The sequence below is a fragment of the Paenibacillus sp. FSL W7-1279 genome (assembly GCF_037969845.1).
Classification (GTDB): Bacteria; Bacillota; Bacilli; order Paenibacillales; family Paenibacillaceae; genus Paenibacillus_AQ.
Genome location: NZ_CP150215.1, coordinates 312,267 through 335,333, shown reverse-complemented (window position 1 = coordinate 335,333; position 23,067 = coordinate 312,267). Strand labels below are relative to the sequence as shown.

Genomic DNA, 23,067 nt, shown 5'->3' with positions numbered 1-23,067 from the left:
AGGTCGCTTTTCGATTTTATGTATGGAGGCGAGGGGAGTCGAACCCCTGTCCGAAGATAACGACAACACAAGCTTCTACGGGTGTAGTGACAGATTTGATGTCACCCTAGGAACTCCCTGTCACCGGATTCCCTTCAGGTCAGCCTGATTGTCTTCTTCAGCTAGCCCCAGGCGGAGACTAGACAGCGTATCCCACTAAAGTTGAGCCCTCATCCCGGTACATGGGCGATACAGAGCGAGAGCACGCTCACAGGTTATTAAGCTGCGAAAGCGTAGTTGTTTTGTTGTTTGCCGTTTAATTGGCTTTAGCGTTGATGAAGTGGACGCGTCCCCACTACCCGCTACTCATGCCCGAACTATCCCCGTCGAATCCAAAAACGCCCCCTTAAGTTGGAGAAATGCCGGTGCTTCGCACCTTGGCGTTCCTGCCAAAAAGGGCTATCGGATTAAATCAAAGAATGTATTCAGTCATAGCAGTCCATCTATTGCGCATTCTTTCCCTCCAAGAAAGGAATACGCAGGCTGTATGCTGATTGTCAAAGATCTTGTTGATCTCTCTTACATCACCTAGTATATCACATTTTACATCAAAATGATATATACATTGCAGGTAACACAGCTAAAAGCTGCCATCGGGCAAGTTGCTCCATTACCTTGCAATCTTCTGCTTCTCGCGCAGCGCACGCTGGATATCGCGTTGTGCATCCTTCTTGGCGGCATCGGCACGCTTGTCGTACTGACGCTTACCTTTACCGAGGCCCAGCAATAACTTGGCATAGCCGTTACGAACGTAGATCTTCAGCGGTACGATCGCGTAACCGTCCTGCTTGGACAGGCCCAGCAGCTTGCGGATCTGCTCCTTGTGCAGCAGCAGCTTCCGTGTCCGCGTAGGATCCGTTGGGTTGTTGCGGTTCCCTTGCTCGAACGGGCTGATATGCATGTTATGGATATGGATCTCGCCATTCCGAATGGTTGCGAATGCATCTCCGATATTGACGCGGCCGTTCCGTATGGATTTGATCTCCGTTCCGGTCAGCACCATCCCGGCTTCATACGTATCCTCGATGAAGTAATCATGGGAAGCTTTTTTGTTCTGGGCCAGAACCTTCCCGTCACTTTTCTTACCCATGGTCTCACCCCTTGTCATCAACAATGATAATGGAAAAAGGACTTCCGGCAGACCGCCAATGCAATCTCACCAGAAGTCCATTGTATCAAACGTCAGCCTCCAAAAGCAAGGTGGGGCAAGCGCCTCCAGTGACAGATCAGGAGGAGAATGTTACTTTTTCTTCTTGCGGACAAAAGCGGCCGTGCCGTTTCCGCCCTTGCTCTTCCGTTTGCGGCCACCGCCGCCACCGGAGTTGCCACCAGTATTGCCGCCTGGTGTTGGACCTTCGCCGATGAAAATGCCGCTGCCCGCCGTCTTCTTGCGTCGACCCTTGCCGCCGGCACCACCAGAGCGCGCGTTGCGGTCAAAGCCGAGGGCGCCGCCGCTGGCGGAGCTGTAGCCGCCTTTGCCGGAGCCAAAGGCGAAGTTCGACGCCTGCTGCTCGCCAGCTCCAGCAGCTGCTTCACCGCCACCGCGCGCACCACGCCCGCTCGGCGGGGCATCGCCGCGGCCACCCTGGCCGCCGGCGCTGTCCTTGCGGCGTCCGCCTGGCGCGCCGCCTTCAGCCGCGCCGCGCTTACCGCCGCGGCCCTTACCCCCGCGGGCTGCGCCGTCGCGGGCACCAAATCCGCGGCCGCCATTGCCGCCGCGGTCGCCTTCGCCGCGCCCTTGGCGGCGCGGCTTCATATCCACCATCTCAAAATCGATGGTGTGATCGTCCATGTTCACCTTCGCCACGCGAACCTTCACATCATCACCGATGCGGTATACCTTCGAGGTCCGCTCCCCGATGAGCGCCATATGGCCCTCATCGAAATGATAATAATCGTCGGTCATCGCGCTGAGGCGAATCAAGCCTTCGACCGTGTTCTCCAGCTCGATGAACATACCGAAGCTGGTCACGCTGCTGATAATGCCTTCGAACTCTTCGCCGACTTTATCCAGCATGAACTCGGCTTTCTTGAGCGCTTCCGTATCGCGCTCCGCATCCACGGCCACACGCTCGCGCTCCGAAGATTGCTGAGCGATGTCAGCCATCCGGCCCGCCAGCACCTCATGACGCTTCTCATCGAGCGCGCCGCCGTTCTCCAGCACTTCCCGGATGACCCGGTGAATAACCAGATCGGGGTAACGCCGAATCGGAGACGTAAAGTGAGAATAATATTCCGCAGCAAGGCCGAAGTGACCCGTGCTCTCCGCGTCATATTTCGCCTGCTTCATCGAACGGAGCATCATGGTGCTGAGCACCGTTTGCTCCTTCGTGCCTTGAATGGCTTCCAGCAGGTTTTGCAGCGCACGCGGATGGATCGAGTTGCCCCGTCCCTTCACCTGATGCCCGAAATTGGCCGCGAATGCCATAAAGTTCTGCAGCTTCTCCTGATCTGGGTCCTCATGGATCCGGTAGATGAACGGTACTTTCAGCCAGTGGAAATGCTCAGCCACGGTTTCGTTGGCCGCCAGCATGAATTCCTCAATGATCTGCTCCGCGATGGAACGCTCTCTTTTAACGATATCCACGGGTTTGCCGTTCTCATCCACGATGACTTTGGATTCCACAAAATCAAAATCCACCGCGCCCCGGCGCATCCGGCGATTCCGCAGCTTCAGCGCCAGCTCGCGCATCAAGCGGAAATCCTCCACGAGGTCACTGTAACGCTCGATCAGCTCCGGATCCTCATCCACCAGGATTTTACGTACATTGTTATACGTCATCCGTTCTTTTGTACGAATAACACTCGTGAAAATATCGTGCTTCACAACTTTCATCTGCTCGTTGAATTCCATCTCACAGGACATCGTCAGACGATCCACCTGCGGATTCAAACTGCATATGCCGTTGGACAGACGGTGCGGCAGCATCGGAATAACCCGATCCACCAAATACACACTGCAGCCGCGATTGTAAGCTTCCTTATCCAGCTCGGAGCGGTCACGGACATAATAACTGACATCGGCAATATGAACGCCCAAACGGTAATTCCCGTTCGGCAGACGTTCCACATTCACCGCATCATCAAGATCCTTGGCATCTTCGCCGTCAATCGTCACAATGTTCAAGCCGCGCAGATCCCGGCGTCCCTGCTGTACAATCTCTTCTTCCGAAATGGCATCCGGCGCTGCATCTGCCTCGGCCAGAACTTCCTCCGGAAAGCCTTCTGGCAGCTGATGCTTGCGGATAATGGACAGGATATCGACGCCCGGATCGTCCTTGTGACCCAGAATCTCCACCACTTCGCCCTCTGCCGCCGCTCTTCCTTCCGGATAGCTGACCAGCTTCACCACGACCTTCACGCCATCAACGGCTCCGTTAATCGCATGCTTCGGAATAAAAATATCCCGGTTGATCCGCTTGTCATCCGGCAGCACAAAGCCATAGGCTTCATGGTTCTGGAATACACCCACGACTTGGGTGACGGCGCGCGTCACGATACGGACCACTTCGCCTTCCATTTTGCCGCCGTCGCTGCTTTGGGAACTGATCCGGATAAGCACGATATCTCCATTCATCGCACTCTTCAAGTCATTAGCATGAATGTACACATCCGGGTGCTCGCGATCATCAGGAATCAGAAAGGCAAAACCCTTCGCATGAGCCTGCAGTCGTCCGCGCAGCAAATTCATCCGTTCCGGCACGCCATATCGCTGGGTGCTGGTCAGAATGATTTTTCCGGATTGCTCAAGCTCATTCAGCAGCTTCAAGAATTCCCTGAATTCATGGGCATCCTTAATGGCAAAATGCTGCTCCAATTCCTGGTACGTCATCGGCTTGTATGCAGTTTCCCGCATAAAATTCAGTAATATTTCTTCAGTTATCATCATTATCACCTCGGGGAACCTGCAATTTCATCGTTCCGCTATCCATTCTTTACCTTCATATACTCATACCCTAGTATACACGAATTTAATCCTCGGTATCCTTCCGAACACCGTCTTAACCTATGTATTCCGAAATTCAGGCAATAAAAAACCCCCGCTCTTCCAAGAGTGAAAAAGCGAGGGTAACGTTCATTGTTATTTCAACATAGCAACAACGATGGCCAAAATCATAAATCCTGTTGCAAGACCTACCGTTGTACGCTGCAGTACGAGATCCATACCGCGAGCCTTTGTTTTACCAAAAAGATGTTCCGCACCGCCGGAGATGGCACCGGCAAGACCTGCGCTTTTCCCTTTTTGGAGAAGAACGACAGTAATCAACCCGATGGAGAAAATAACAAGCAACACTTCAAAAAATACAACCATGACTTCCACCTCCTACGTATGTAAACATCTAAATTTATGATCTGAAGAGACATTCTAGATTCTACATGAAAAACAGCATTTTTATTGTACCACAGCTTTAATGGCCTGACAAGAAGTGCGGGGAACAATCCCAACAAAAAATCTGCTCGGCCAGCCGGTTGGAAGTCGCCTAACATCGTCGATTGGCGGTATGGACTGACACTCCATATCCGGCCACACCATGATTCGCTCGCCAAAAAACAAATGGCCTGCCCCTCCAGCGCTGGCAGACCACCTGTTTCATAGCAGCCAAGGCTGCTTTATTTCACTCGGAAGGATCCTGTGCTGATCGCTACAAGATCGCCCTTCTCGTTCGCAATTCTGCATTCTGTTGTGACCGAACGGTGCGTCTGATGCACGATGCTTGCCGTTACGGTAAGGAGACCCGCTCTGGCCGGCATGACAAAATGCACGTTCAGATTGCTCGTCACCGTGGATTCGCCGGGGCGCTCCAGCATGACGGCAATGCCCATGGCGTTATCCATCAATGAGGAGAGTACGCCGCCATGCACGATGCCCATCATATTCATATGATGTGGCTGGGCATCCAGCGTGACGACAACCGCCTCCGGACTGGCAGACGCAAGCTTGCAGCCGAGATATCCCCAGAAGGTGGGCTCCGCCGCTCGAGTCATGGCCTCAATGTACGCCTCCCGGTCGAATTCCGGCTGCCCGGCCTTCGTATCCGGATTGGCATTGGTATGATTCATCAGGCCGCCTCCTTTTTTTGTTATGACGTCGTTAGTACTGTATCCATTCCAGCGGGATAACATGAATCACTTAACGTGCCTGCTCCGCTATTCTGCGCTTCAGCCCGTTCTACCTTCCTCTTCCTCCTCCAGCAGTTTGCGGCGCAGCACCTTGCCTACCATCGTCTTCGGCAGCGAATCGCGGAACACGTACTCGCGCGGCACCTTATAGGCTGCCAGCTGACTGCGGCAAAACTTCTCAAGGCCCGAAGGGTCCGGAGACGCGCCATCCTTCAGCACGATATAAGCCCTCACGGTTTCGCCGCGATAATCGTCCTTCGTTCCGACAACGACGGCTTCCTTGACGGAAGGATGCTCATACAGTACTTCCTCGATCTCCCGAGGGTAAATATTGAAACCGCTTGCAATGATCATGTCCTTCTTGCGGTCGATGATCGTAAAATACCCCTCTTCGTCCATCGTTGCCATATCCCCTGTGAACAACCAGCCGTTTCGCAGCGTGTCGAACGTCTCCTCCGGCCGGTTCCAGTACCCCATCATCACCTGCGGTCCTTTTACTATTAGCTCACCAGGCTCCCCGATGGGCATTTCTTCGCCCGTATCGGGATCGACCACCTTAGCATCCGTATCCGGAACAGGTACGCCGATGGTGCCGATTTTGCGCCTTCCCCAGATCGGATTCACATGAGTAACCGGGGAAGCTTCAGTCAGGCCATAGCCTTCGATCAGCCGTCCTTTGGTCAGCTCCTCGAACTTATCCTGCACCTCAACCGGAAGCCCGGCAGAGCCGCTGACGCAAGCATTAATCGAAGAGAGGTCATATTCCCTGATCTTGGGATGATTAATCAGTGCGATATACATGGTCGGCGCGCCCGGGAAAAGCGTCGGCTTCATTTTTTTGATCAGGTTCAGAATCATCGTCACTTCGAATTTCGGTACCAATATCAGCATGCCGGCACGGTAGATGGCCTGGTTCAGCAGCACGGTCAGTCCGAACACGTGAAAACAGGGCAAAACCGCTAAATAGCGCTCCTTCCCATCCTCCACCTGAAAGCACCAGTTCGCGGACTGCAAGGTGTTGGCGATCAGATTCATATGCGTCAGCATGACGCCTTTAGGAACACCCGTCGTACCACCCGTATACTGGAGCAGTGCCAAGTCCTTCTCCGCCTTCACGGGTTCGCAGATCGGGTCATTCGGCGCGCTGGCGAGCAGCTTCTTGAAGGCATGGACGCGGCTCCCATAATTGACGACCGGAAGAGGGCCCTCCTTCTTGGCTTTGATCGGGTAGAGAAGATCTTTGGGGAATGGCAGGTAATCCGCCACGGACGTGACGATCATATGCTCCAGTTCCGTCTCCTCGATGACTTTTTCAACGCGGGACACAAACATATCCATGGTAATGATGATCTTGGCACCGGAATCCTTCATCTGATGCGCAATTTCCCGCTCCATATAGAGCGGGTTGGTCATGACGGCAACGGCTCCGGCCAGCAGCACGCCATAATACGAGATCACCACCTGCGGGCAGTTGGGCAGCATGATCGCTACCCGGTCGCCCTTCTTAATTCCTTTGCTGCGGAGCGCGTTCGCCATACGATAGGACGACTCCAGCAGACTTCTATAGTTGATCGTCTTGCCCATGAAATACATGGCCGGCCGATTCGGAAACTTCTGTGCCGACGTCACGAGAAATGATGCCAAATTCTGTTTCGGATAATCAAAAGCGGGGGCTACTTCGGGCGGATAAAACGGCAGCCAAGGCTTTGTATCCATACAAAACCAACCCTTTCCTAAGGAATGCTCCTTCTTTCCTACTCCAAGAAAAATCTCTCTCTTTTGCGGTTACTTACGCATCGTATTGGCGTTGACGCGTGTTACACCGTGTACCGCTCGTTCTTGACCACGCGGGCTGCGATGCTGCGCTTGAGGGCCACCGTATCGACCGGCGTGCAACGCGTCAGTTTCTTGAGCACCGACAGCTGCATCCGCAGCATATCCCCGGTTTCCACTGAGGCCAGCGTTTCTTTTGCAAGTGCTTCAATGCGCTGGAACGCCTCGTATGCAAACACCTGCGTCATCTCGATCATGCCGGCTGCTTTTTCCTCGGAGGTGCGTTCGATTTGCTTGCGGGTACGCAGCAGCGCACTCTCGAGAGCATAAATATCAATCATCATATCCGCCAGATTGGACAAGGCCTCCTGCTCTTTCTCCAGCTTCGTTCCGAACTTCTGTACCGCCATACCGCCTGCAAGGAGGAAAATCTTCTTGCTCATCTCCAGGAAGTGCGCTTCCTGCTCTAGTGTGCCCTCGAAGGTTTGACCAGGTACCAGCTGCAGCAGCTCTCCTTGGAGACCTTGTGCTTTTTGCAGGAGCGCGATCTCACCCTTCATGGCCTTCTTCACGAGCGTGCCCGGAATCAGGAGCCGGTTGATCTCGTTCGTGCCTTCAAAGATACGGTTGATGCGGGAGTCCCGATAGATGCGTTCCACTTTGTACTCTTGGATATATCCATAGCCCCCGTGAATCTGTACCGCCTCGTCTGCCACGTTATCGAGTCCTTCCGAACAGAACACCTTGTTGATCGAGCATTCGATGGCATAGTCAGAGATCGCCGCAGCCGAGTGGATTCCGGCATCCTCGCTGTTGTAATCGATGTCCTGCATCGCTTCGTCCAGCAATCCTGCCGTCCGGTAAACCATACTCTCCATCACGAAGGTGGTGATGTTCATCTCGGCCAGCTTCTTGCGCATGAGCGGGAACTGCGAGATAGGCGTATCAAACTGTTTACGGGTGTTAGCATATTTCGCGCTCAGCTCGATCGATTCCTTCGCCGCACCGACCGTACCGGCTGCCAATTTATACCTGCCGATGTTTAGGATGTTAAAGGCAATCCGGTGGCCTTTGCCGATCTCGCCGAGCAGGTTCTCCTTCGGCACCTTGACGTCTTCGAAAAAGAGCGGACGCGTCGACGAGCCCTTGATGCCCATCTTCTTCTCCTCCGGACCGAGCGTGAAGCCCTCCATCTCCTTCTCGACGATGAACGCGGTGAAGTGCTCCCCGTCAATCTTGGCGTAGACGATAAAAATATCCGCAAATCCGGCGTTAGTTATATATAGCTTCGATCCGTTCAAAATATAATAGTCGCCGTCATCCGACAAGCGTGCCGTCGTTTTGGCACCCAGTGCATCCGAGCCGGAGGTCGGCTCCGTCAAGCAATAAGCCGCGATTTTAGCGCCGGTCGAGAGATCCGGCAGGTACTTCTGCTTCTGCTCTGTCGTGCCGAAGAACACGATTGGCAGCGTACCGATCCCCACATGAGCCCCGAAGGAAAGCGCAAAGGACGAACCTTTGGCCAACGATTCGTTAATAATCGTAGAGCTGACCTTATCCAGCCCGATCCCGCCGAACGGCTCCGGCACATCGGCCCCGAGCAGACCCAGCTCGCCTGCCTTGCGAAGCAGATCTACGGTCATCTCGTAATTCAGCTTCTCCAGCTCTTCATCATGCGGCACGACTTCCCCGTCAATAAAATCACGCACCGTCTCGCCGATCATGCGGTGCTCTTCCGTGAAATCCTCCGGTGTCAGGATGCGCTGTTTATCGGGATTATCGATGACAAAGCTGCCGCCTTTGATTTTCGGTTCTTTGGTTTGGTTATCGCTCATGATTGGTTTCCCCTTTCGGAATGTGGAATAAGGTGGAGTGCAATGAAATGCCTAGGTGTTGCTCCGTGGTAACTTTTCTGGGTTGAGCATAGAGGCATAAACACCTTCACTTCGGCGCAATAGTGGCCGCTCCGCGTGCGGATTGTACTTCCGATCGCTGTTGAGTGTGGATTTCCAGGAATGGATCTATCAATAGTAGAAATCCAAACTCAAAGGCGACCGCTGCCGCTTCTCCAGTACAATTCCGCCCTCTCCGCTGGGCTAGAGCGCTCAGGTCCTGACCCCTGCCTTTGGCTATCATTGCACTCCCCTGTGGTTGGAGTGGGTGGTGCCGTGTCCGGTCCGTGTTCGGAGCGGACACGGCACTAAGACTACATTTCAGAGTGAATAGGCTGGTCATGCATCAGTAGAGGACCAGTAGACTTGATACTAAAGAATCTAGATTGGGTTGACCGATTATTATCAGAAACGTTATTGAACTAACTTTTCCTAACACCTTGTTGGGAGCTGCAGGTCCTCTTGAGGACAAACGCGAATCGAACCACAATGAGCACCTGCAGAGACTAATGCGAGAATCCCGCCCCATATCCTCTAGGCGCTTGGAAGGTAGCGTAATTCTGCACCACCTACTCCTTACGCCCCGGCTGCGTGCACCTCGAACACCCCCGCGGCTCCCATGCCGCCGCCGATACACATGCTCACGACGCCGTAGCCGCCGCCGCGGCGGGCCAGCTCGGAGACGAGGCTGACGGTCAGTTTTGCGCCGGTGCAGCCGAGCGGATGGCCGAGCGCAATAGCGCCGCCATTGACGTTGACTTTACTCTCGTCGATACCCAGCGCGCGGATGATGTGGAGGCATTGCGAAGCGAACGCCTCGTTAATCTCGAACACATCCACCTGATCCAGCTCAATGCCCGCCATGCGCAGCGCCTTCGGGATCGCTTCAACGGGGCCGACGCCCATAATCTCCGGCTCTACGCCTGCCAGGGCAAACGATTTGAAGGTAGCCAGCGGGGTAAGGCCCAGCTGCTCCGCTTTCTCGCGGCTCATGACGGCTACCGCCGCCGCGCCGTCACTCGTCTGCGACGCATTGCCCGCGGTCACCGAGCCGCCAAGGGCAAAGGCTGGCTTCAGTTTAGCCAGCACAACCGGGGTCGTGTCTGGCCGGACCCCTTCATCCGTATCGAAGGCAAAGGTTTTGCTGCGCACCTTGCCCTGCTCATCGGCCGCAGCCAGCGTTACGTTCACCGGTACGATCTCGTCCCGGAACTTCCCTTCCGCGATGGCCGCCGCGGCCTTGCGGTGACTGCTAGCCGCGAAGGCATCCTGCGCCTCGCGGGTAATGCCGAAGCGACGGGCCACCTCTTCCGCGGTATGGCCCATGCCAATGTACACCTCCGACATCTCTTCCACGATCGTCGGATGCGGCGCCGGCTTGAAGCCGGTCATCGGCACATGGCTCATGCTCTCGACACCGCCGGCGACGATGACCTCGGCATGACCAAGCATGATGCGTTCTGCCGCAAAAGCGATTGCCTGAAGCCCCGAGGAACAGAAACGATTGACGGTCAGCGCGGGTACCGTCACGGGATATCCCGCATATAGCGAGATAATCCGCGCGACATTCAGGCCTTGCTCGCCTTCCGGCATCGCGCAGCCGAGGATGATATCCTCGACGTCCTCTTTTTTCAGGCCCGGTGCACGCTCAATGACGGCTTCCAGTACGGCTTTGCCGAGATCCTCCACGCGCGTCTGGGCAAAACTGCCCTTCTTCGCCTTCCCCACCGGAGTACGGGCAAGGGATACTATGACTGCTTCTCTCATGCCATTCACCTCATCAACTTGAAATGGTTGGATCCAATACCGTTTATAATTGCGCGGGCCGCTAATCGGCCGTGAAATGAATTCGTAACAGGTGGAACTGATTAAAGAGCTGCCATCACCCAAACTTCAACAGCACGGACAATCTGCCACATGTACCGTATCCACGTTTGATTTGGTGAATCGCACGTTGCGGATGATAGCTAATCTTTTAGCTGTGAAGCTTTAAGGACTATACCAACATTTAGCTTTCGTCATGTCCTGATTGCTTTCAAGATACCGAAGGCAAGGAGAGACCGGAAGTCGAGACGCTCAAAATTGCCAAGGAAGTACCGTCCAAGCTGAATCGCCCTAATTCCGCAGCGGCTTGCCTTTCGCCAGCATATGCTGCATGCGCTGCTGGGTCTTGACCTCGCCGAGCAGGCTGAGGAACGCTTCCCGCTCCAGGTCGAGCAGATGCTGCTCGCTCACCACCGTTCCCGCGGGAACATCGCCGCCCGTCAGGATGTGCGCCAGCTTCTTCGCGATCAACAGATCGTGATCGCTGATATAACCGCTGCGCTTCATGTCGATGGCGCCCATCTGGAGCACGGCCCGGCCGTCGCGGCCGACCACGCGGGCTTTGCCCGGCTGCGGCGGAACATAGCCTGCCCGGTCCATCGCAAGTACCGCCTGCTTCGCTTCATAGATCCGGTAATCCTGATTCATGACCACCGTATCCCCGCTGCGCCCATAACCCATGCGGATTGCTTCATGTCCGCTGGTCGATGCCTTCGCCATCGCCACCATCTCGAAGATTTTGTTAATCTCCGGCTGGAGGTCGCTCTCCTTATCGGGATGACGGTTGCTGGTCATGAGCGCCAGCTCCTTGCAGCCGCCGCCTGCCGGAATGAGGCCGACCCCCGTTTCTACGAGACCGAAATAGGTCTCCGCCGAGAAAATGATCCGGTCAGCCGGCAGGCACGCTTCCACGCCGCCGCCCAGCGTCATCCGGTGAGGCGCAGCCACAACCGGCTTCTCTAGCCCCTTCAGCTTCATCATGCTGCCTTGGAACAGACGGATGATGTCATCCACCTCATCCCAATCGCCGCTCTGCGCTTCCATCAGCATAAGCATCAGGTTGGCGCCGACGCAGAAGTTGCGGCCTTCGTTCGCCAGCACCAGCCCGCGGTAATTGGCCCTGACCTCTTCCACGCTCTGCTGGATCATGACCAGAATATCGGCGCCGATCGCATTGTTCGGGGACGTGAATTCAAGACATGCCACGCCATCTCCAATATCAATCAGGTTCGCCCCCGTATTCGAGCGGATGATCCGGTTTTGCGATTTGAGCGCTTGCAGCGAGATCAGCTCAGGCTGAACCTCTACGCCCTTATACTCGCCTTTGAAATAATGGAACACCTCGCCGTCCTTCTGCTGATAGAAGGACTTGTTCCCGGCGGCAATCCAATCCTTCACCCAAGCCGGGACGATCATGCCCTCCGCTTCCATGCGCTGCACGGATTCCGGCAGTCCGATCAGATCCCAGGTCTCGAATGGACCGAGCTCCCAGTTGAAGCCCCATTTCATCGCGTTGTCGATGTCCTGAATGGAATCGGCTATCTCTCCGAGCTTGTCGGCCGCATAGACAAGCACTTGCTTCAATACATTCCAAGCCAGTTCAGAGTAACGATCCTGCGTACCGAGGAATGCCTTGATCTTCCGCTTGGCTCCCTTCACCGCTTTGGCGGCTTCGATGGAAGCGGAGCTCACTTTGGCGCTCGGATTGTACTCCATCGTGGACAGGTTGAGCGATAAAATTTTGCTGCCTTGCTCGCTCTTTACTTTTTTATAGAATCCCTGGCCGCCCTTCTCACCGATCCAGCCGCGGGTGACAAGCTCATTCATGACATCGGGAACCGTGAACACGTCCTTCTCGTTCCCGTCCGGCACGGAGTCGTACACGTTTCTGGCCACATGAACAAAGGTATCGATGCCGACCAAATCCAGCGTACGGAAGGTGGCGCTCTTCGGACGCCCCAGAACGGGTCCCGTGGCCGCATCCACTTCCTCCACGGTATAGCTGTTTTTCACCATCTCCTGCAATGTGACCAGAAGACCGTAGGTGCCGATCCGGTTCGAGATGAAATTCGGCGTATCCTTCGCAAGCACAACCCCTTTACCAAGGCGCTTCGTGCAGAAATCAACCATAAACTTTGTAATGTCCGGATCCGTATCAAAGCCCGGGATAATCTCCAGCAGCTTCATATGACGCGGCGGATTGAAGAAATGGGTTCCCAGGAAGTGGCTGCGGAATTCCTCGCTGCAGTCCTCGACCATCGCATTAACGGAAATGCCGGAGGTATTCGTGCTGACGATTGATCCTTCCTTGCGCACGCCCTCAATCTGCTTGAAGATGCTTTTCTTGATCTCCAGGCGCTCCGTGACCACCTCAATGATCCAATCCACGTCCTTCAGCTGGCTCAGATGATCCTCGGTATTGCCTGGGGTGATCCGGCCCACAAAATCGGCGCTATACAGCGGAGCTGTGCTTGATTTGGGCAGAGCGGCAATGGCTTTGGCCGCAAGCCGGTTTCGTACCTTCGGATGATCCAGCGACAATCCGGCTTTTTCCTCTTCGGCGGTTAAGGATTTCGGAACGATGTCGAGCAGCAGGCAGGGAATGCCGGCATTGGCGAGATGGGCGGCGATCCCCGACCCCATGACGCCAGAGCCGATCACGGCGGCTTTGGTTATGTTTCGACTTGCGACACCGGAACCGCTGACGGATTCCTTGGTAATGGTATTGCTCATTGCACAACGACCTCCTGTTCATGGATTTCGGATAGACCGAATACGGATAACTCCAGGATTTCCGCGATATCTCGCGTTTTTACGCTTTCTTCCACTTCCTTCAGCTTCGTGCCGTCCTCCAGCATCGTCAGGCAGAACGGACAGGCTGAACTGATCATCGTCGGAGATACAGCCAGCGCCTGCTCGGTACGCGCCAGATTCACGCGCTTGCCCGCATCCTCCTCCATCCACATCTGCCCGCCGCCGGCGCCGCAGCACATCCCGTTCTCGCGATTCCGCTCCATCTCCAGGAGCTCGACGCCAGGAATGGCGCGAAGCACGCTGCGCGGCTGATCATACACGTCGTTATACCGTCCCAGGTAGCAGGAGTCATGATAGGTGATTTTCTCCTGAACCCGGTATTTGGGCTTAAGACGCCCTTCCTTCACCAGCTGGTCCAGCAGCTCCGTATGATGAATCACCTCGGCTTCAAGCCCAAATTCCGGATACTCATTCTTCAAAATATTGAAGGTATGCGGACAAGCCGTCACGATTCGTTTCACATCGTACTTCTGGAATGTCTCGATGTTCTCCATGCACAGCTGCTGGAACAGAAATTCATTGCCCATCCGGCGCGGCGTATCGCCCGAATTCTTCTCCTCGTTGCCGAGAATGGCGAAGTTGACGACCGCTTCATTCATAAGCCGGACAAAGGCCTTGGTGATCTTGCGGCTGCGATTGTCGTAAGAGCCCATGGAGCCGACAAAGAACAGCACGTCGAAATCCGGATTTTCCTTCACGGTCGGAATTTTCAGATCCAAAGTCCCTTCCGGATCGACCTCCTTCACCCACTTGCTCCGGTCCGCGCGGCTGATTCCCCAAGGGTTCCCTTGTCGCTCGATGTTTTGCATCGCCCGCTGGCCTTCTTGCGGCACGCTGCCCTCCATCAGAACGAGATGACGCCGAAGGTCCACGATTTTGTCGACGTGCTCATTCGCGACCGGGCACTGATCCTCGCAGTTGCGGCAGGTCGTGCACGCCCAAATCTCTTCTTCCGTCATGACGCCGCCGATCAATTGAATGTCCTTCGGGTCAACGCCCTCAACCTGATGCCAGGAGCGCTTCTGCACCTCCATCGTCGGGCCGATATCGGTAATGCCCTCGCCCTTCCAGCCGACAAGGGCCAGATCCGTTGCGCCCATGGAGTGAACGCCGGGTGATCCAAACACAGAGGCTGGCATCCATGCCGATTTGGAGGTGAGCGCAGCCCCTTTTTCCGTGAGATGATCCCTTAGCTTCACAATCATGTGCATCGGCGACAGCAGCTTGCCTGTATTCGAGGCCGGGCATACGTTGGTGCATCTTCCACATTCGACGCAGGCATAGAAATCGAGCATCTGCTTCTGCGTAAAATCCTCAATCTTGCCTACCCCGAATGCCTCGGCCTCTTCATCCTCCATGTCCAGCTTGCTGAGCTTGCTCGGGGGATCGGTGCGACGAACCAGAATGTTGATCGGCGCCGTAATGAGGTGAAAATGCTTCGATTGCGGCACATAGATAAGGAACGATAGCAGAATCAACAGATGCAGCCACCAGAACGCGTAATAGCAAACCGTAACCGCCACCGGCGGCATCCAGGCAAACACGGCCGCAATGCTGGAGGAGATCGGTGCCATGGCCGACCACGCCAGTCCTTCCATAAGCCGTTCAAAAGCCATCGTCAGCAGCACCGAAGCCATCAGCGTGGTGATGAAAAACACGACAATGCTTGGCTTCCAGCCCCGCTTGAGCCGTTTCAGCTTCTCGCCATAGCGGCGATAGGCCGCATAACCGATAGCGAGCAGGATCAGCGCAACCGTAATCTCCTGCATGAGAATAAAGCCGGCGTGCCCCGGAATCGGCAGGCTGTGGCCGGACAATCCCTTCCAGATGATGTCGAGCGCACCGAACTGCAAAATGATAAATCCGTAAAACACGATAAAATGCATGATGCCGCTCTTGCGATCCTTAAACAGCTTGCTCTGTCCGAATACCTGGATGGCGAATTGGCTCAGGCGTTCCTTCAGATCCTTCCTCAGATTCGCTGGCTTGCCCAAACGGATATACAGGTACCGGCGATACACCACGGTGGCGAACATATACACCGCCCAACCGGTGATCAAGACAAAGAGCAGCGCGTTGATTAATGTCAGAATCATCTCTCTCAGCCCCTTGCGTTAAAAATCCTTCTTTCTTCTCATAGTCTTGTGCAGCGTCCCATTTTGCGAAGCTCCTGTCACTCCTTCCGAAACCTCTTGTCATGTGTTCATGTCGGGACATATATGAAGCGCTTTCATTAGAGGAACAAAAATAGACCTCCACATCGTGCCGTGCCGACCACTCTAAACCGAACTTCATCGTTTCTGGCTGCATCTCTTCATCCGTACATCGCTCTCATCTGTACTTGCCTGCGGATACCCAGTGACTTGTTTCTTCCGGTTGAACTGCCGTCTATTGCTCTGATATGAACGCCTTATTCTGCTGCTCTGATCCAACTGCTTCATCCATTTCGCGCTTCTTCGTAACCCATCGTTGACAACGACATGAACGTATTTTATGATGGATACAAGAAATGAATGAGTATTCATTCATAATTTTAACTGTATTCTAACACCGGGGTGAGCATATGACAAGTAAAAAAAATGAAAAATACCACCTTATTCTCCAGGGCGCCCTGAAAGTATTCGCCGAGAACGGCTACCACCGGTCCCAGGTTTCCAAGATCGCCAAAGCTGCCGGCGTGGCTGACGGCACCATCTATTTGTACTTTAAGAGGAAGGAGGATATCCTGATCCGCCTGTTCCAGGAAAAGCTTGGCGAGCTGGTCGGCAAATTCCACGCAAGCGTGGAAGGAACCACGGATGCCGTGGAAGCGCTGCGGACGGTGTGCAGCATCCATTTTTCGGAGCTGGAAAGCAATCCTGAGCTTGCTTATGTCACGCAGATTGAGCTGCGGCAGAGCGATCTGGAGCTGCGCAAGGAAATCGGCAGCGCTTTGAAGCCATATATTGTGCTGATCGAGAATATTCTGGAACAGGGCATCAAAGAACAGAAATTCCGTTCCGATCTGAACGTCAAGCTGGTGCGCAACCTGATTTTTGGCGCGATGGACGAAGCGGTAACCTCTTGGCTGATCTCCGGCCGCAAGTATTCTCTGTCCGATCAGGCGGATGAGACGCTTAGCTTTTTCCTGAACGGTGTTTCCGGCGGACAATAAGTTCCGCTGATATTCATATTGAAGGGAGCGTTTAACCGATGAAGATTGTGGTATTGCTTAAACAGACCTTTGACACGGAGGAAAAAATTACGATTGAGAACGGATCGATTGCCGAGGATGGGGTGAAATTTGTCATCAATCCGTATGACGAATATGCGGTGGAAGAGGCCGTTAAGCTTCGGGATGACCACGGCGGCAGCGTGACACTCTTGTCCGTCGGGCCGGATCGTACGGCAGAGGCCCTGCGCACTGCCCTCGCGATGGGTGCAGATGATGCCGTGCTAATCTCCGACGAGCGGATTCCAGACGATGAATATGCGGTATCCAAAGTGCTGCACGCGTATTTGTCCAAGGTAAGCCCGGATCTGATCATTGGCGGCAACTTCTCCGTAGACCGCGGTTCGGGTCAGGTGGCCATTCGCCTGGCGAGCCTTCTTGGTATTTCGCATGCCGGCTCCATTACCAAGCTTACGCTGAACGGTACCACGGCTAAAGTGCACCGGGATGCCGAAGGCGATCTTGAAGTGCTGGAGGTTCAGCTCCCGGCGATCTTTACGGCACAGCAAGGTTTGAACGAACCACGCTATCCATCGCTACCTGGCATCATGAAGGCTAAGAAAAAACCATTTCAGACGTTGACCCTGGATGATCTCGGATTATCGGAAGCCGATATCCAGCCGGCAACGAAGCAAAGCGAACTGTCCCTGCCGCCGGAGCGAAGTGCAGGACGCATTCTGAAGGGCGAGCCCGCCGAAGTAGCGCATGAGCTGGTATCCTTGCTCCGCACCCAGTCGAAAGTGATCTGATGAACGGGTATTCGAATGTACGAATATACCCCTTTAACTCGTACTATTGAATGCGGTTACACGGACCCGACAGAGAGCCATGCCATCATTCCCTATGTATTCTGATTGTATGGTTTACGGGATGTCCGTCATGCACGCTTTTCGCTTGATACGTTCCGCGAAATCCGAGCAGCAGCGCTTCTGAGGAAATCCCCTGAATTCGCTTAAGTTGCTCAGGTTGGTTAAATCGTCAAATCTCTTCTCTTCAATCCCAAATGGATCCTAGGAGGTTATGATATGAGCAAAACGATATTAGTGTATGCCGAGAACCGGGATGGGAAGCTGCGTCAGGTTGCTCTCGAAACGCTTGGCGCGGCTCGCTTGATTGCAGGTGACGGTGACAGCATCCGCATTCTGGTTGCGGGCTCCAACATTACGGAGGCTGTATCGGCCCTGAACGCCTATGGTGCCGATACGATCTATACGGTTGAGCATGATGATCTGGAAAATTATAATCCTGAAGCTTATATGGCCGCCATTGAAGCGGTTATCGGTCAGGCCAAGCCGGATGCCGTACTCTTCGGACATACAGCTATCGGCCGCGATTTAGCACCGCTCGTCGCCGCTTCCCTGAATGCCGGGCAAATTTCCGACGTAACCGCGATCGAGACGGAAAGTAGAGAAGTGGTGTTCACTCGTCCGCTCTATGCGGGTAAAGCCTTTGAAAAGCGCGTCTTCCAGAACGGACCGTGGGTGGTCACGGTGCGTCCGAACAATATTCCTGCTGCGGAAGCCATCGAAGGCGCGAGCGCCAGCATTGAGGACATCGCTTACCCTGCCCCTTCCCTCCGCTCCGTGGTAAAGGACGTCGTCCGCAAAACCACGGGAAAAATCGACCTCTCGGAAGCCAAAATCGTCATCTCCGGCGGGCGCGGCGTGAAGAGCGCGGAAGGCTTCCAGCCGCTGGAGGAGCTCGCGGACCTGCTCGGCGGTGCCGTCGGCGCATCGCGCGGCGCCTGTGATGCCGGCTACTGCGATTACGCGCTCCAGATCGGGCAGACCGGCAAAGTCGTTACGCCCGAGATCTATATTGCCTGCGGTATTAGCGGCGCCATCCAGCATCTGGCCGGCATGAGCCAATCGCGGGTCATTATCGCCATCAACAAAGACCCTGAGGCACCGATCTTCAAGGTCGCCGATTACGGCATCGTCGGCGATCTGTTCGACATCGTTCCGATGCTGACGCAGGAATTCCGCAAAGTCCTGGTATCCTAGCATAATTCAAGCTCATTAGATGATATAATATGATAAGGCTGCACCCCAACGTCCATTGGACCCTGGGTTGCAGCCTTTTTACAGTTCTAAACCCGGACGTATCCTTTTTGCTTTCTGGCTACTGCCATAATTCCTGCAATGCGCTATCAAGCCGGTTATGTATGCTGCCATTCAGCCATTCAATGACTCCACCACGTCATCATCTGATGATAGGAAGGACCCGACTTTCGTTCATTTAAGAACCAAACCGCTTCAGCAGCTTCTGCTGATGGGCCGTAAACGCTTCTTCCAGCGAAATCCCATAAAGATCCGCCAACAGTGAAATGTTGCCGAACACGTCGCCGATCTCCTCCACCAAATCCTGCTTGAGCCGTTCCCTGGATTGAACCTCCTCGTCGGGGCGATCCCTGCCGATCTCATAAGCGCGAACGGCACGCGCTGTTTCCCCTGTCTCCTCCATCAAAAACCCAACGCGAATAAAGGGGCCGTACTCGGTCCAGCCTCGCTCTCCATAAAATTGTTTAATCCATTGCTGCGCTTCATTCATATCCATACTTGTGCTACCTCCGCGATTCCCTGGGATGACTAAACCTTTACTTTTTACACAATTCAAGAACAAACTCATGATAATGCTAACATGTATGCCATAAGATAAGTGGTGCCATCTGATGATCATTAACAATATCGTTCATCGACGCCATGACACAAATCACTATATATAGTATAATTACACGAATGAAATATCAACATCTTGTCAAGGAGTGTGCGAATTGAAATCCATATGTGTATTTGCAGGATCGAACATGGGGGAACATCCAGATTATAAAGCGAAAGCTGCCGAGCTCGGCAGACACATTGCCCACAACCAATACAAGCTCGTATACGGCGGCTCCAAAATCGGATTGATGGGTGAAGTGGCTAACGCCGTTTTGCAGCATGGCGGTGAAGTTATCGGTGTGATGCCGAGAGGACTGTTTAAAGGCGAGATTGTACATACCGAGCTGACCCAGCTCATTGAAGTAGCGGATATGCATGAGCGCAAAGCGACGATGGCGAAGCTGTCCGACGGGTTTATCGCCATACCGGGCGGTTTTGGAACCTTTGAGGAATTGTTCGAGGTATTGTGCTGGTCGCAAATCGGAATTCATCAGAAACCGATCGGGCTGCTGAATGTCCGGGAGTATTATGAACCGTTCATGAAGCTGATTCAGTACAGTATCACGGAAGGTTTCTCCAATGCCTCCCACCTAAACCTGATCAACCTCTCCGATGACCCGCTCAAGCTGCTCGAGCTCATGGATAGCTACACCCCTCCGACGCTGGACTTAAAGTGGAAGGAATTGGATTAAGGAGCGTTTGCGGAGAACAGCGATCTTTCCCACGCATTCAGGGAAGTCTTGTACTCCATGTTGGTTGATACGTATTTAGGATTCTCTACAACAGATCGACCGTATCCGTAACGAAAGGCACCGGACTCCCGGTGCCTTTTTGTTCTTGCGTTATTTTGATGGTGTGAGTATTACACAAAACCGCCGTTCACGCGGATCGTTTGGCCTGTGATCCATTTCGATTCTTCGCCGGCCAGAAAGAGGACGGCCCCTGCAACATCATCCGGTTCTCCCAGACGTCCGAAAGCATTCATGTTTGCGATACCCGCGATCTGCTCCTCCGACTTGCCAATCGTAAACAGCTCCGTATTAATCGGTCCGGGCGCCACTGCGTTAATTGTAATTCCTTTCGGTCCGAATTCTTTGGCCAACTGACGCGTAAACTGCTCTACAGCGCCCTTCGTGCCTGCATATACGCTGTACGCCGGGAACATCTGCCCAACCACCGACGTCGAGAAATTGATGATGCGGCCGCCCGAATTCATATGGTGAAAAGCCTGCTGGATCGCGAAATAAGTCCCCTTCACATTAATCGCAAACTGCTGATCGAAATCTTCCTCCGTCATGGCAGCAACCGGCTTGGTTGTCATGATGCCGGCATTGTTCACGAGAATATCGATGCCGCCATAAACCTCGATCGTTTTACCAAACAGTCGTTCAATCGCTGCTACCTGACGAATATCAGCTTGAATGGCCCGGGCTTCGCCGCCGCTTTGCTTAATGGCGCTCACCACTTCCTCGGCTTTAGCCGGGCTGCTTGCATAGTTTACAACCACTTTAGCCCCGTTCTCCGCAAGTCTCTCCGCAATTTCACGCCCGATGCCTCTTGATGCTCCCGTTACGATAGCTACCTTGCCCGATAAACTCTTTGTCATGATACAACCTCCCGCATATGAATTAGGTGCACGAATATCTCATCAGATGGATCCTCTGATCTGTACGTCATTTTTTGTAATTTGATTATATGTCTGCACATTACAAATTACAAGTGACAGTTTTATATTTTTGTCATTTGTAATGATATATATACAAAAAAGACGCTATCTCATGCACATCGCCAAGAATAGCATCTTTTTAACGTAATGGGTGATCTCGCTGCACCAGCTCCCGAAGTGCTGTTCGGAAATGCATAACGGCCGCCTCTACCCCTGCTTAGTTCCCTCTAACTATGATTCTCACCCGTTTACTGTTTCGCGATTCCGGATAACAATATGGCCCACACCGAGTCAAAATCGGCTTCAATCTCCTGCGAGGTCCACTGAGAAGCATGCACCGGATGATGAAACAGGGACGTTGCCATGAAAAAGGCTTTTGCCACCGACTCCGACTGGCCCGGCTTAAATTCACCAGTAAGCATCCCTCGATCGATGATCTGGGCAACCTGTCCGATTAACAGCTTTACATGCGTATCAATTACCTTGACGGCTTCCAGCGTCACGGTCGTATACATGGCAAACATCTCGGGATCCTCGAGGACATAAGCCCGTTTGGCCCGGATGAGGGTATCCGTCCATAACCGCAAGCGATCGGTGGCGCTGCCCTCCGTTCCGTCTGCAATCTTCTGTAACGGATCCGCAATCCGCTGCAGCCACCGTTCCGTTACGGCTTCTCTCAGAGCGGCCTTGCTGGGAAAATGCCGATACAGGGATCCATGGCTGACTTGAAGCGCCTTGGCAACATCGACAACCGAGGTTTTGTCAGGACCATAGCGCCGAAGCGTCTGCTCGGCCGCGTCCAATATGGCTTCTTTCGTTAGTGGTTGGTCATGTGACATAGGTTCAATGAGCACCGAAACGGGACTTACATTGTCCGCCCGACTGCCCATCTTCACGCCCCCTCTCTGTTGAACACATTATAACAAACCATCATTCAATATCAATATTGAAGTTTTGTTATTTGTTATACCAGGAGACCCCGTTTTATTCGCTTGATCATACCCCCTCATGGATTGTTATAATAGCTTCATTAAGCCGGATATAACCGAAATAACATGAAGAAAGCGAGTGCTGTCCATGGCTAAGCTGGACTATCTGTTATCCATACTATGGCTGCTTCGATCCCATAAAAAAATGACGGCCCAGCAATTGGCGGAGAGGCTTGAGCTAAGTGTCCGAACGGTCTACCGATACATCGACACGCTGGATATGAGCGGGGTCCCTATCATATCCGAATCCGGACATGGCGGGGGATTCAGGCTGCCCGATTCTTTTTTAAGCGTGCCGCTGTTCTTCGAACTAACCGAGCTTAAAGCCATGGAACACAGTGCGCTACTTGCCCGGCAAGCGGACTATCCGTTTACGGATGCTCTTGAAAAGGCACTAACCAAGATTGAGCACCGGCTTCAGGAATCTCAATTGGAAGACTTGAGGCGTCATGTTGGCAGCATTCACATCCCACTGCCATCACAGAGTGCCTTGCTTCACCCCAGATTGCGAGAGTTAGAGCAAGCCATTGCCAGACGCGAAACCCTGGTCCTTCAATATGCGAAGTCCTTCAGCGGCTCCGTGGAGGAGCGCCATATTGATCCCTATGGGCTGATCTACCGGCTCGGCAAATGGTATTTGATTGCCTATTGCCATCAACGGGAGGCCCTCCGCGTATTCCGGGTAGACCGGATGAACAGCCTGTCGGTAACAGGCCGTACATTTGAAATGCCGGAACATTTCTCGGTACATGATTATATGAGCCATATTCATGAGTATCAGGATCACAATACGAAGTCGAAGGCGAAGGAACCGACGTTGGTAACCGTTCGCCTTCAAGGTCGCTCCGAGGTTCTGGACACGTTATGCAACCAGTGGTTCCTACAGCCTTATCTTGTCGCAAGAAGCAATGACGATGAGGCCGAATTCCGTATGCATCCGGATTGGATGCTGCAATACATGCCTTATCTGCTGCTTTCTTTTGGCAAAGGAGTCAAAGTACTTGAGCCGCAGCAGCTGCGAACTGTTCTCTCCGAGACGGCCCGAGACCTGGCCGCATATTACGAGGACTGATCCTTC

Annotated in this window: 17 protein-coding genes and 1 other RNA gene; 5 read left to right on the top strand and 13 right to left on the bottom strand. The window is 53.7% G+C overall.

The window, feature by feature from the left end:
- Positions 1–20: 20 nt before the first annotated feature.
- The 10 genes from ssrA to MKY82_RS01465 form a co-directional block, all read right to left on the bottom strand.
- Positions 21–385, bottom strand: a transfer-messenger RNA (tmRNA) gene (gene ssrA, locus MKY82_RS01510).
- A gap of 264 nt (positions 386–649) precedes the next feature.
- Positions 650–1,129 carry an SsrA-binding protein SmpB gene (gene smpB / locus MKY82_RS01505; protein WP_071219562.1) on the bottom strand — a complete coding sequence of 160 codons (480 nt, stop codon included), beginning with the start codon at positions 1,127–1,129 and terminating at the stop codon, positions 650–652.
- Positions 1,130–1,279: 150 nt separating this feature from the next.
- Positions 1,280–3,925, bottom strand: a complete 2,646-nt coding sequence (gene rnr, locus MKY82_RS01500) for a ribonuclease R (protein WP_220686920.1) — start codon at positions 3,923–3,925, stop codon at positions 1,280–1,282.
- Between the two features lie 195 nt (positions 3,926–4,120).
- The gene (gene secG / locus MKY82_RS01495; RefSeq protein WP_194540456.1) at positions 4,121–4,351 is read right to left on the bottom strand and encodes a preprotein translocase subunit SecG; all 231 of its coding nucleotides are present in this window, start codon (positions 4,349–4,351) and stop codon (positions 4,121–4,123) included.
- 299 nt (positions 4,352–4,650) lie between these two features.
- The gene (locus tag MKY82_RS01490) at positions 4,651–5,100 is read right to left on the bottom strand and encodes a PaaI family thioesterase (RefSeq protein ID WP_220686921.1); all 450 of its coding nucleotides are present in this window, start codon (positions 5,098–5,100) and stop codon (positions 4,651–4,653) included.
- A 99-nt stretch (positions 5,101–5,199) separates the two neighbouring features.
- Entirely contained in the window at positions 5,200–6,876 is a 1,677-nt protein-coding gene (locus MKY82_RS01485) for a long-chain fatty acid--CoA ligase (RefSeq protein WP_220686922.1), read from the bottom strand.
- A gap of 101 nt (positions 6,877–6,977) precedes the next feature.
- On the bottom strand, positions 6,978–8,768 hold the full coding sequence (locus MKY82_RS01480; RefSeq protein ID WP_339295315.1) for an acyl-CoA dehydrogenase family protein: 1,791 nt from the start codon (positions 8,766–8,768) through the stop codon (positions 6,978–6,980).
- Between the two features lie 633 nt (positions 8,769–9,401).
- The gene (locus MKY82_RS01475) at positions 9,402–10,592 is read right to left on the bottom strand and encodes an acetyl-CoA C-acyltransferase (RefSeq protein WP_339295314.1); all 1,191 of its coding nucleotides are present in this window, start codon (positions 10,590–10,592) and stop codon (positions 9,402–9,404) included.
- Positions 10,593–10,940: 348 nt separating this feature from the next.
- Entirely contained in the window at positions 10,941–13,382 is a 2,442-nt protein-coding gene (locus MKY82_RS01470) for a 3-hydroxyacyl-CoA dehydrogenase/enoyl-CoA hydratase family protein (RefSeq protein WP_113061482.1), read from the bottom strand.
- Positions 13,379–15,559, bottom strand: coding sequence for a heterodisulfide reductase-related iron-sulfur binding cluster (locus MKY82_RS01465; RefSeq protein WP_339295313.1), 2,181 nt, complete (start codon positions 15,557–15,559; stop codon positions 13,379–13,381). The genes MKY82_RS01470 and MKY82_RS01465 overlap by 4 nt, the downstream gene beginning before the upstream one ends.
- A gap of 467 nt (positions 15,560–16,026) precedes the next feature.
- On the opposite strand from MKY82_RS01465, the gene MKY82_RS01460 reads away from it, so the two are divergent.
- The 3 genes from MKY82_RS01460 to MKY82_RS01450 all read left to right on the top strand — a co-directional run bounded on the left by MKY82_RS01460 (position 16,027) and on the right by MKY82_RS01450 (position 18,677).
- Positions 16,027–16,617: a TetR/AcrR family transcriptional regulator gene (locus MKY82_RS01460; protein ID WP_220686925.1), complete on the top strand. Its 591-nt coding sequence runs from the start codon at positions 16,027–16,029 to the stop codon at positions 16,615–16,617.
- A 38-nt stretch (positions 16,618–16,655) separates the two neighbouring features.
- Positions 16,656–17,423 (top strand): electron transfer flavoprotein subunit beta/FixA family protein, encoded by a 768-nt coding sequence (locus MKY82_RS01455; protein WP_339295312.1) that lies wholly within the window; start codon positions 16,656–16,658, stop codon positions 17,421–17,423.
- 276 nt (positions 17,424–17,699) lie between these two features.
- Positions 17,700–18,677, top strand: a complete 978-nt coding sequence (locus MKY82_RS01450; RefSeq protein WP_339295311.1) for an electron transfer flavoprotein subunit alpha/FixB family protein — start codon at positions 17,700–17,702, stop codon at positions 18,675–18,677.
- A 235-nt stretch (positions 18,678–18,912) separates the two neighbouring features.
- Here the strand turns inward: MKY82_RS01450 and MKY82_RS01445 are convergent, their stop codons facing one another.
- Positions 18,913–19,230 carry a MazG-like family protein gene (locus MKY82_RS01445; protein ID WP_339295310.1) on the bottom strand — a complete coding sequence of 106 codons (318 nt, stop codon included), beginning with the start codon at positions 19,228–19,230 and terminating at the stop codon, positions 18,913–18,915.
- Positions 19,231–19,447: 217 nt separating this feature from the next.
- Here MKY82_RS01445 and MKY82_RS01440 point away from each other — a divergent pair, with 217 nt between their 5' ends.
- Complete coding sequence (locus tag MKY82_RS01440; RefSeq protein ID WP_339295309.1) at positions 19,448–20,026, top strand: TIGR00730 family Rossman fold protein; 579 nt, start codon at positions 19,448–19,450, stop codon at positions 20,024–20,026.
- Between the two features lie 170 nt (positions 20,027–20,196).
- Here the strand turns inward: MKY82_RS01440 and MKY82_RS01435 are convergent, their stop codons facing one another.
- Complete coding sequence (locus MKY82_RS01435) at positions 20,197–20,940, bottom strand: SDR family oxidoreductase (protein WP_220686930.1); 744 nt, start codon at positions 20,938–20,940, stop codon at positions 20,197–20,199.
- Between the two features lie 308 nt (positions 20,941–21,248).
- Positions 21,249–21,890 carry a TetR family transcriptional regulator gene (locus MKY82_RS01430; protein ID WP_233354710.1) on the bottom strand — a complete coding sequence of 214 codons (642 nt, stop codon included), beginning with the start codon at positions 21,888–21,890 and terminating at the stop codon, positions 21,249–21,251.
- 187 nt (positions 21,891–22,077) lie between these two features.
- Between MKY82_RS01430 and MKY82_RS01425 the strand changes: the two genes are divergently transcribed.
- Positions 22,078–23,061 carry a YafY family protein gene (locus tag MKY82_RS01425; protein ID WP_339295308.1) on the top strand — a complete coding sequence of 328 codons (984 nt, stop codon included), beginning with the start codon at positions 22,078–22,080 and terminating at the stop codon, positions 23,059–23,061.
- Positions 23,062–23,067 lie beyond the last annotated feature (6 nt).

Coding starts and splice junctions, on each gene's coding strand:
- smpB (WP_071219562.1), bottom strand. CDS start 1,129: ATGGGTAAGAAAAGTGACGGGAAGGTTCTGGCCCAGAACAAAAAAGCT.
- rnr (WP_220686920.1), bottom strand. CDS start 3,925: ATGATAACTGAAGAAATATTACTGAATTTTATGCGGGAAACTGCATAC.
- secG (WP_194540456.1), bottom strand. CDS start 4,351: ATGGTTGTATTTTTTGAAGTGTTGCTTGTTATTTTCTCCATCGGGTTG.
- MKY82_RS01490 (WP_220686921.1), bottom strand. CDS start 5,100: ATGAATCATACCAATGCCAATCCGGATACGAAGGCCGGGCAGCCGGAA.
- MKY82_RS01485 (WP_220686922.1), bottom strand. CDS start 6,876: ATGGATACAAAGCCTTGGCTGCCGTTTTATCCGCCCGAAGTAGCCCCC.
- MKY82_RS01480 (WP_339295315.1), bottom strand. CDS start 8,768: ATGAGCGATAACCAAACCAAAGAACCGAAAATCAAAGGCGGCAGCTTT.
- MKY82_RS01475 (WP_339295314.1), bottom strand. CDS start 10,592: ATGAGAGAAGCAGTCATAGTATCCCTTGCCCGTACTCCGGTGGGGAAG.
- MKY82_RS01470 (WP_113061482.1), bottom strand. CDS start 13,382: ATGAGCAATACCATTACCAAGGAATCCGTCAGCGGTTCCGGTGTCGCA.
- MKY82_RS01465 (WP_339295313.1), bottom strand. CDS start 15,559: ATGATTCTGACATTAATCAACGCGCTGCTCTTTGTCTTGATCACCGGT.
- MKY82_RS01460 (WP_220686925.1), top strand. CDS start 16,027: ATGACAAGTAAAAAAAATGAAAAATACCACCTTATTCTCCAGGGCGCC.
- MKY82_RS01455 (WP_339295312.1), top strand. CDS start 16,656: ATGAAGATTGTGGTATTGCTTAAACAGACCTTTGACACGGAGGAAAAA.
- MKY82_RS01450 (WP_339295311.1), top strand. CDS start 17,700: ATGAGCAAAACGATATTAGTGTATGCCGAGAACCGGGATGGGAAGCTG.
- MKY82_RS01445 (WP_339295310.1), bottom strand. CDS start 19,230: ATGGATATGAATGAAGCGCAGCAATGGATTAAACAATTTTATGGAGAG.
- MKY82_RS01435 (WP_220686930.1), bottom strand. CDS start 20,940: ATGACAAAGAGTTTATCGGGCAAGGTAGCTATCGTAACGGGAGCATCA.
- MKY82_RS01430 (WP_233354710.1), bottom strand. CDS start 21,890: ATGGGCAGTCGGGCGGACAATGTAAGTCCCGTTTCGGTGCTCATTGAA.
- MKY82_RS01425 (WP_339295308.1), top strand. CDS start 22,078: ATGGCTAAGCTGGACTATCTGTTATCCATACTATGGCTGCTTCGATCC.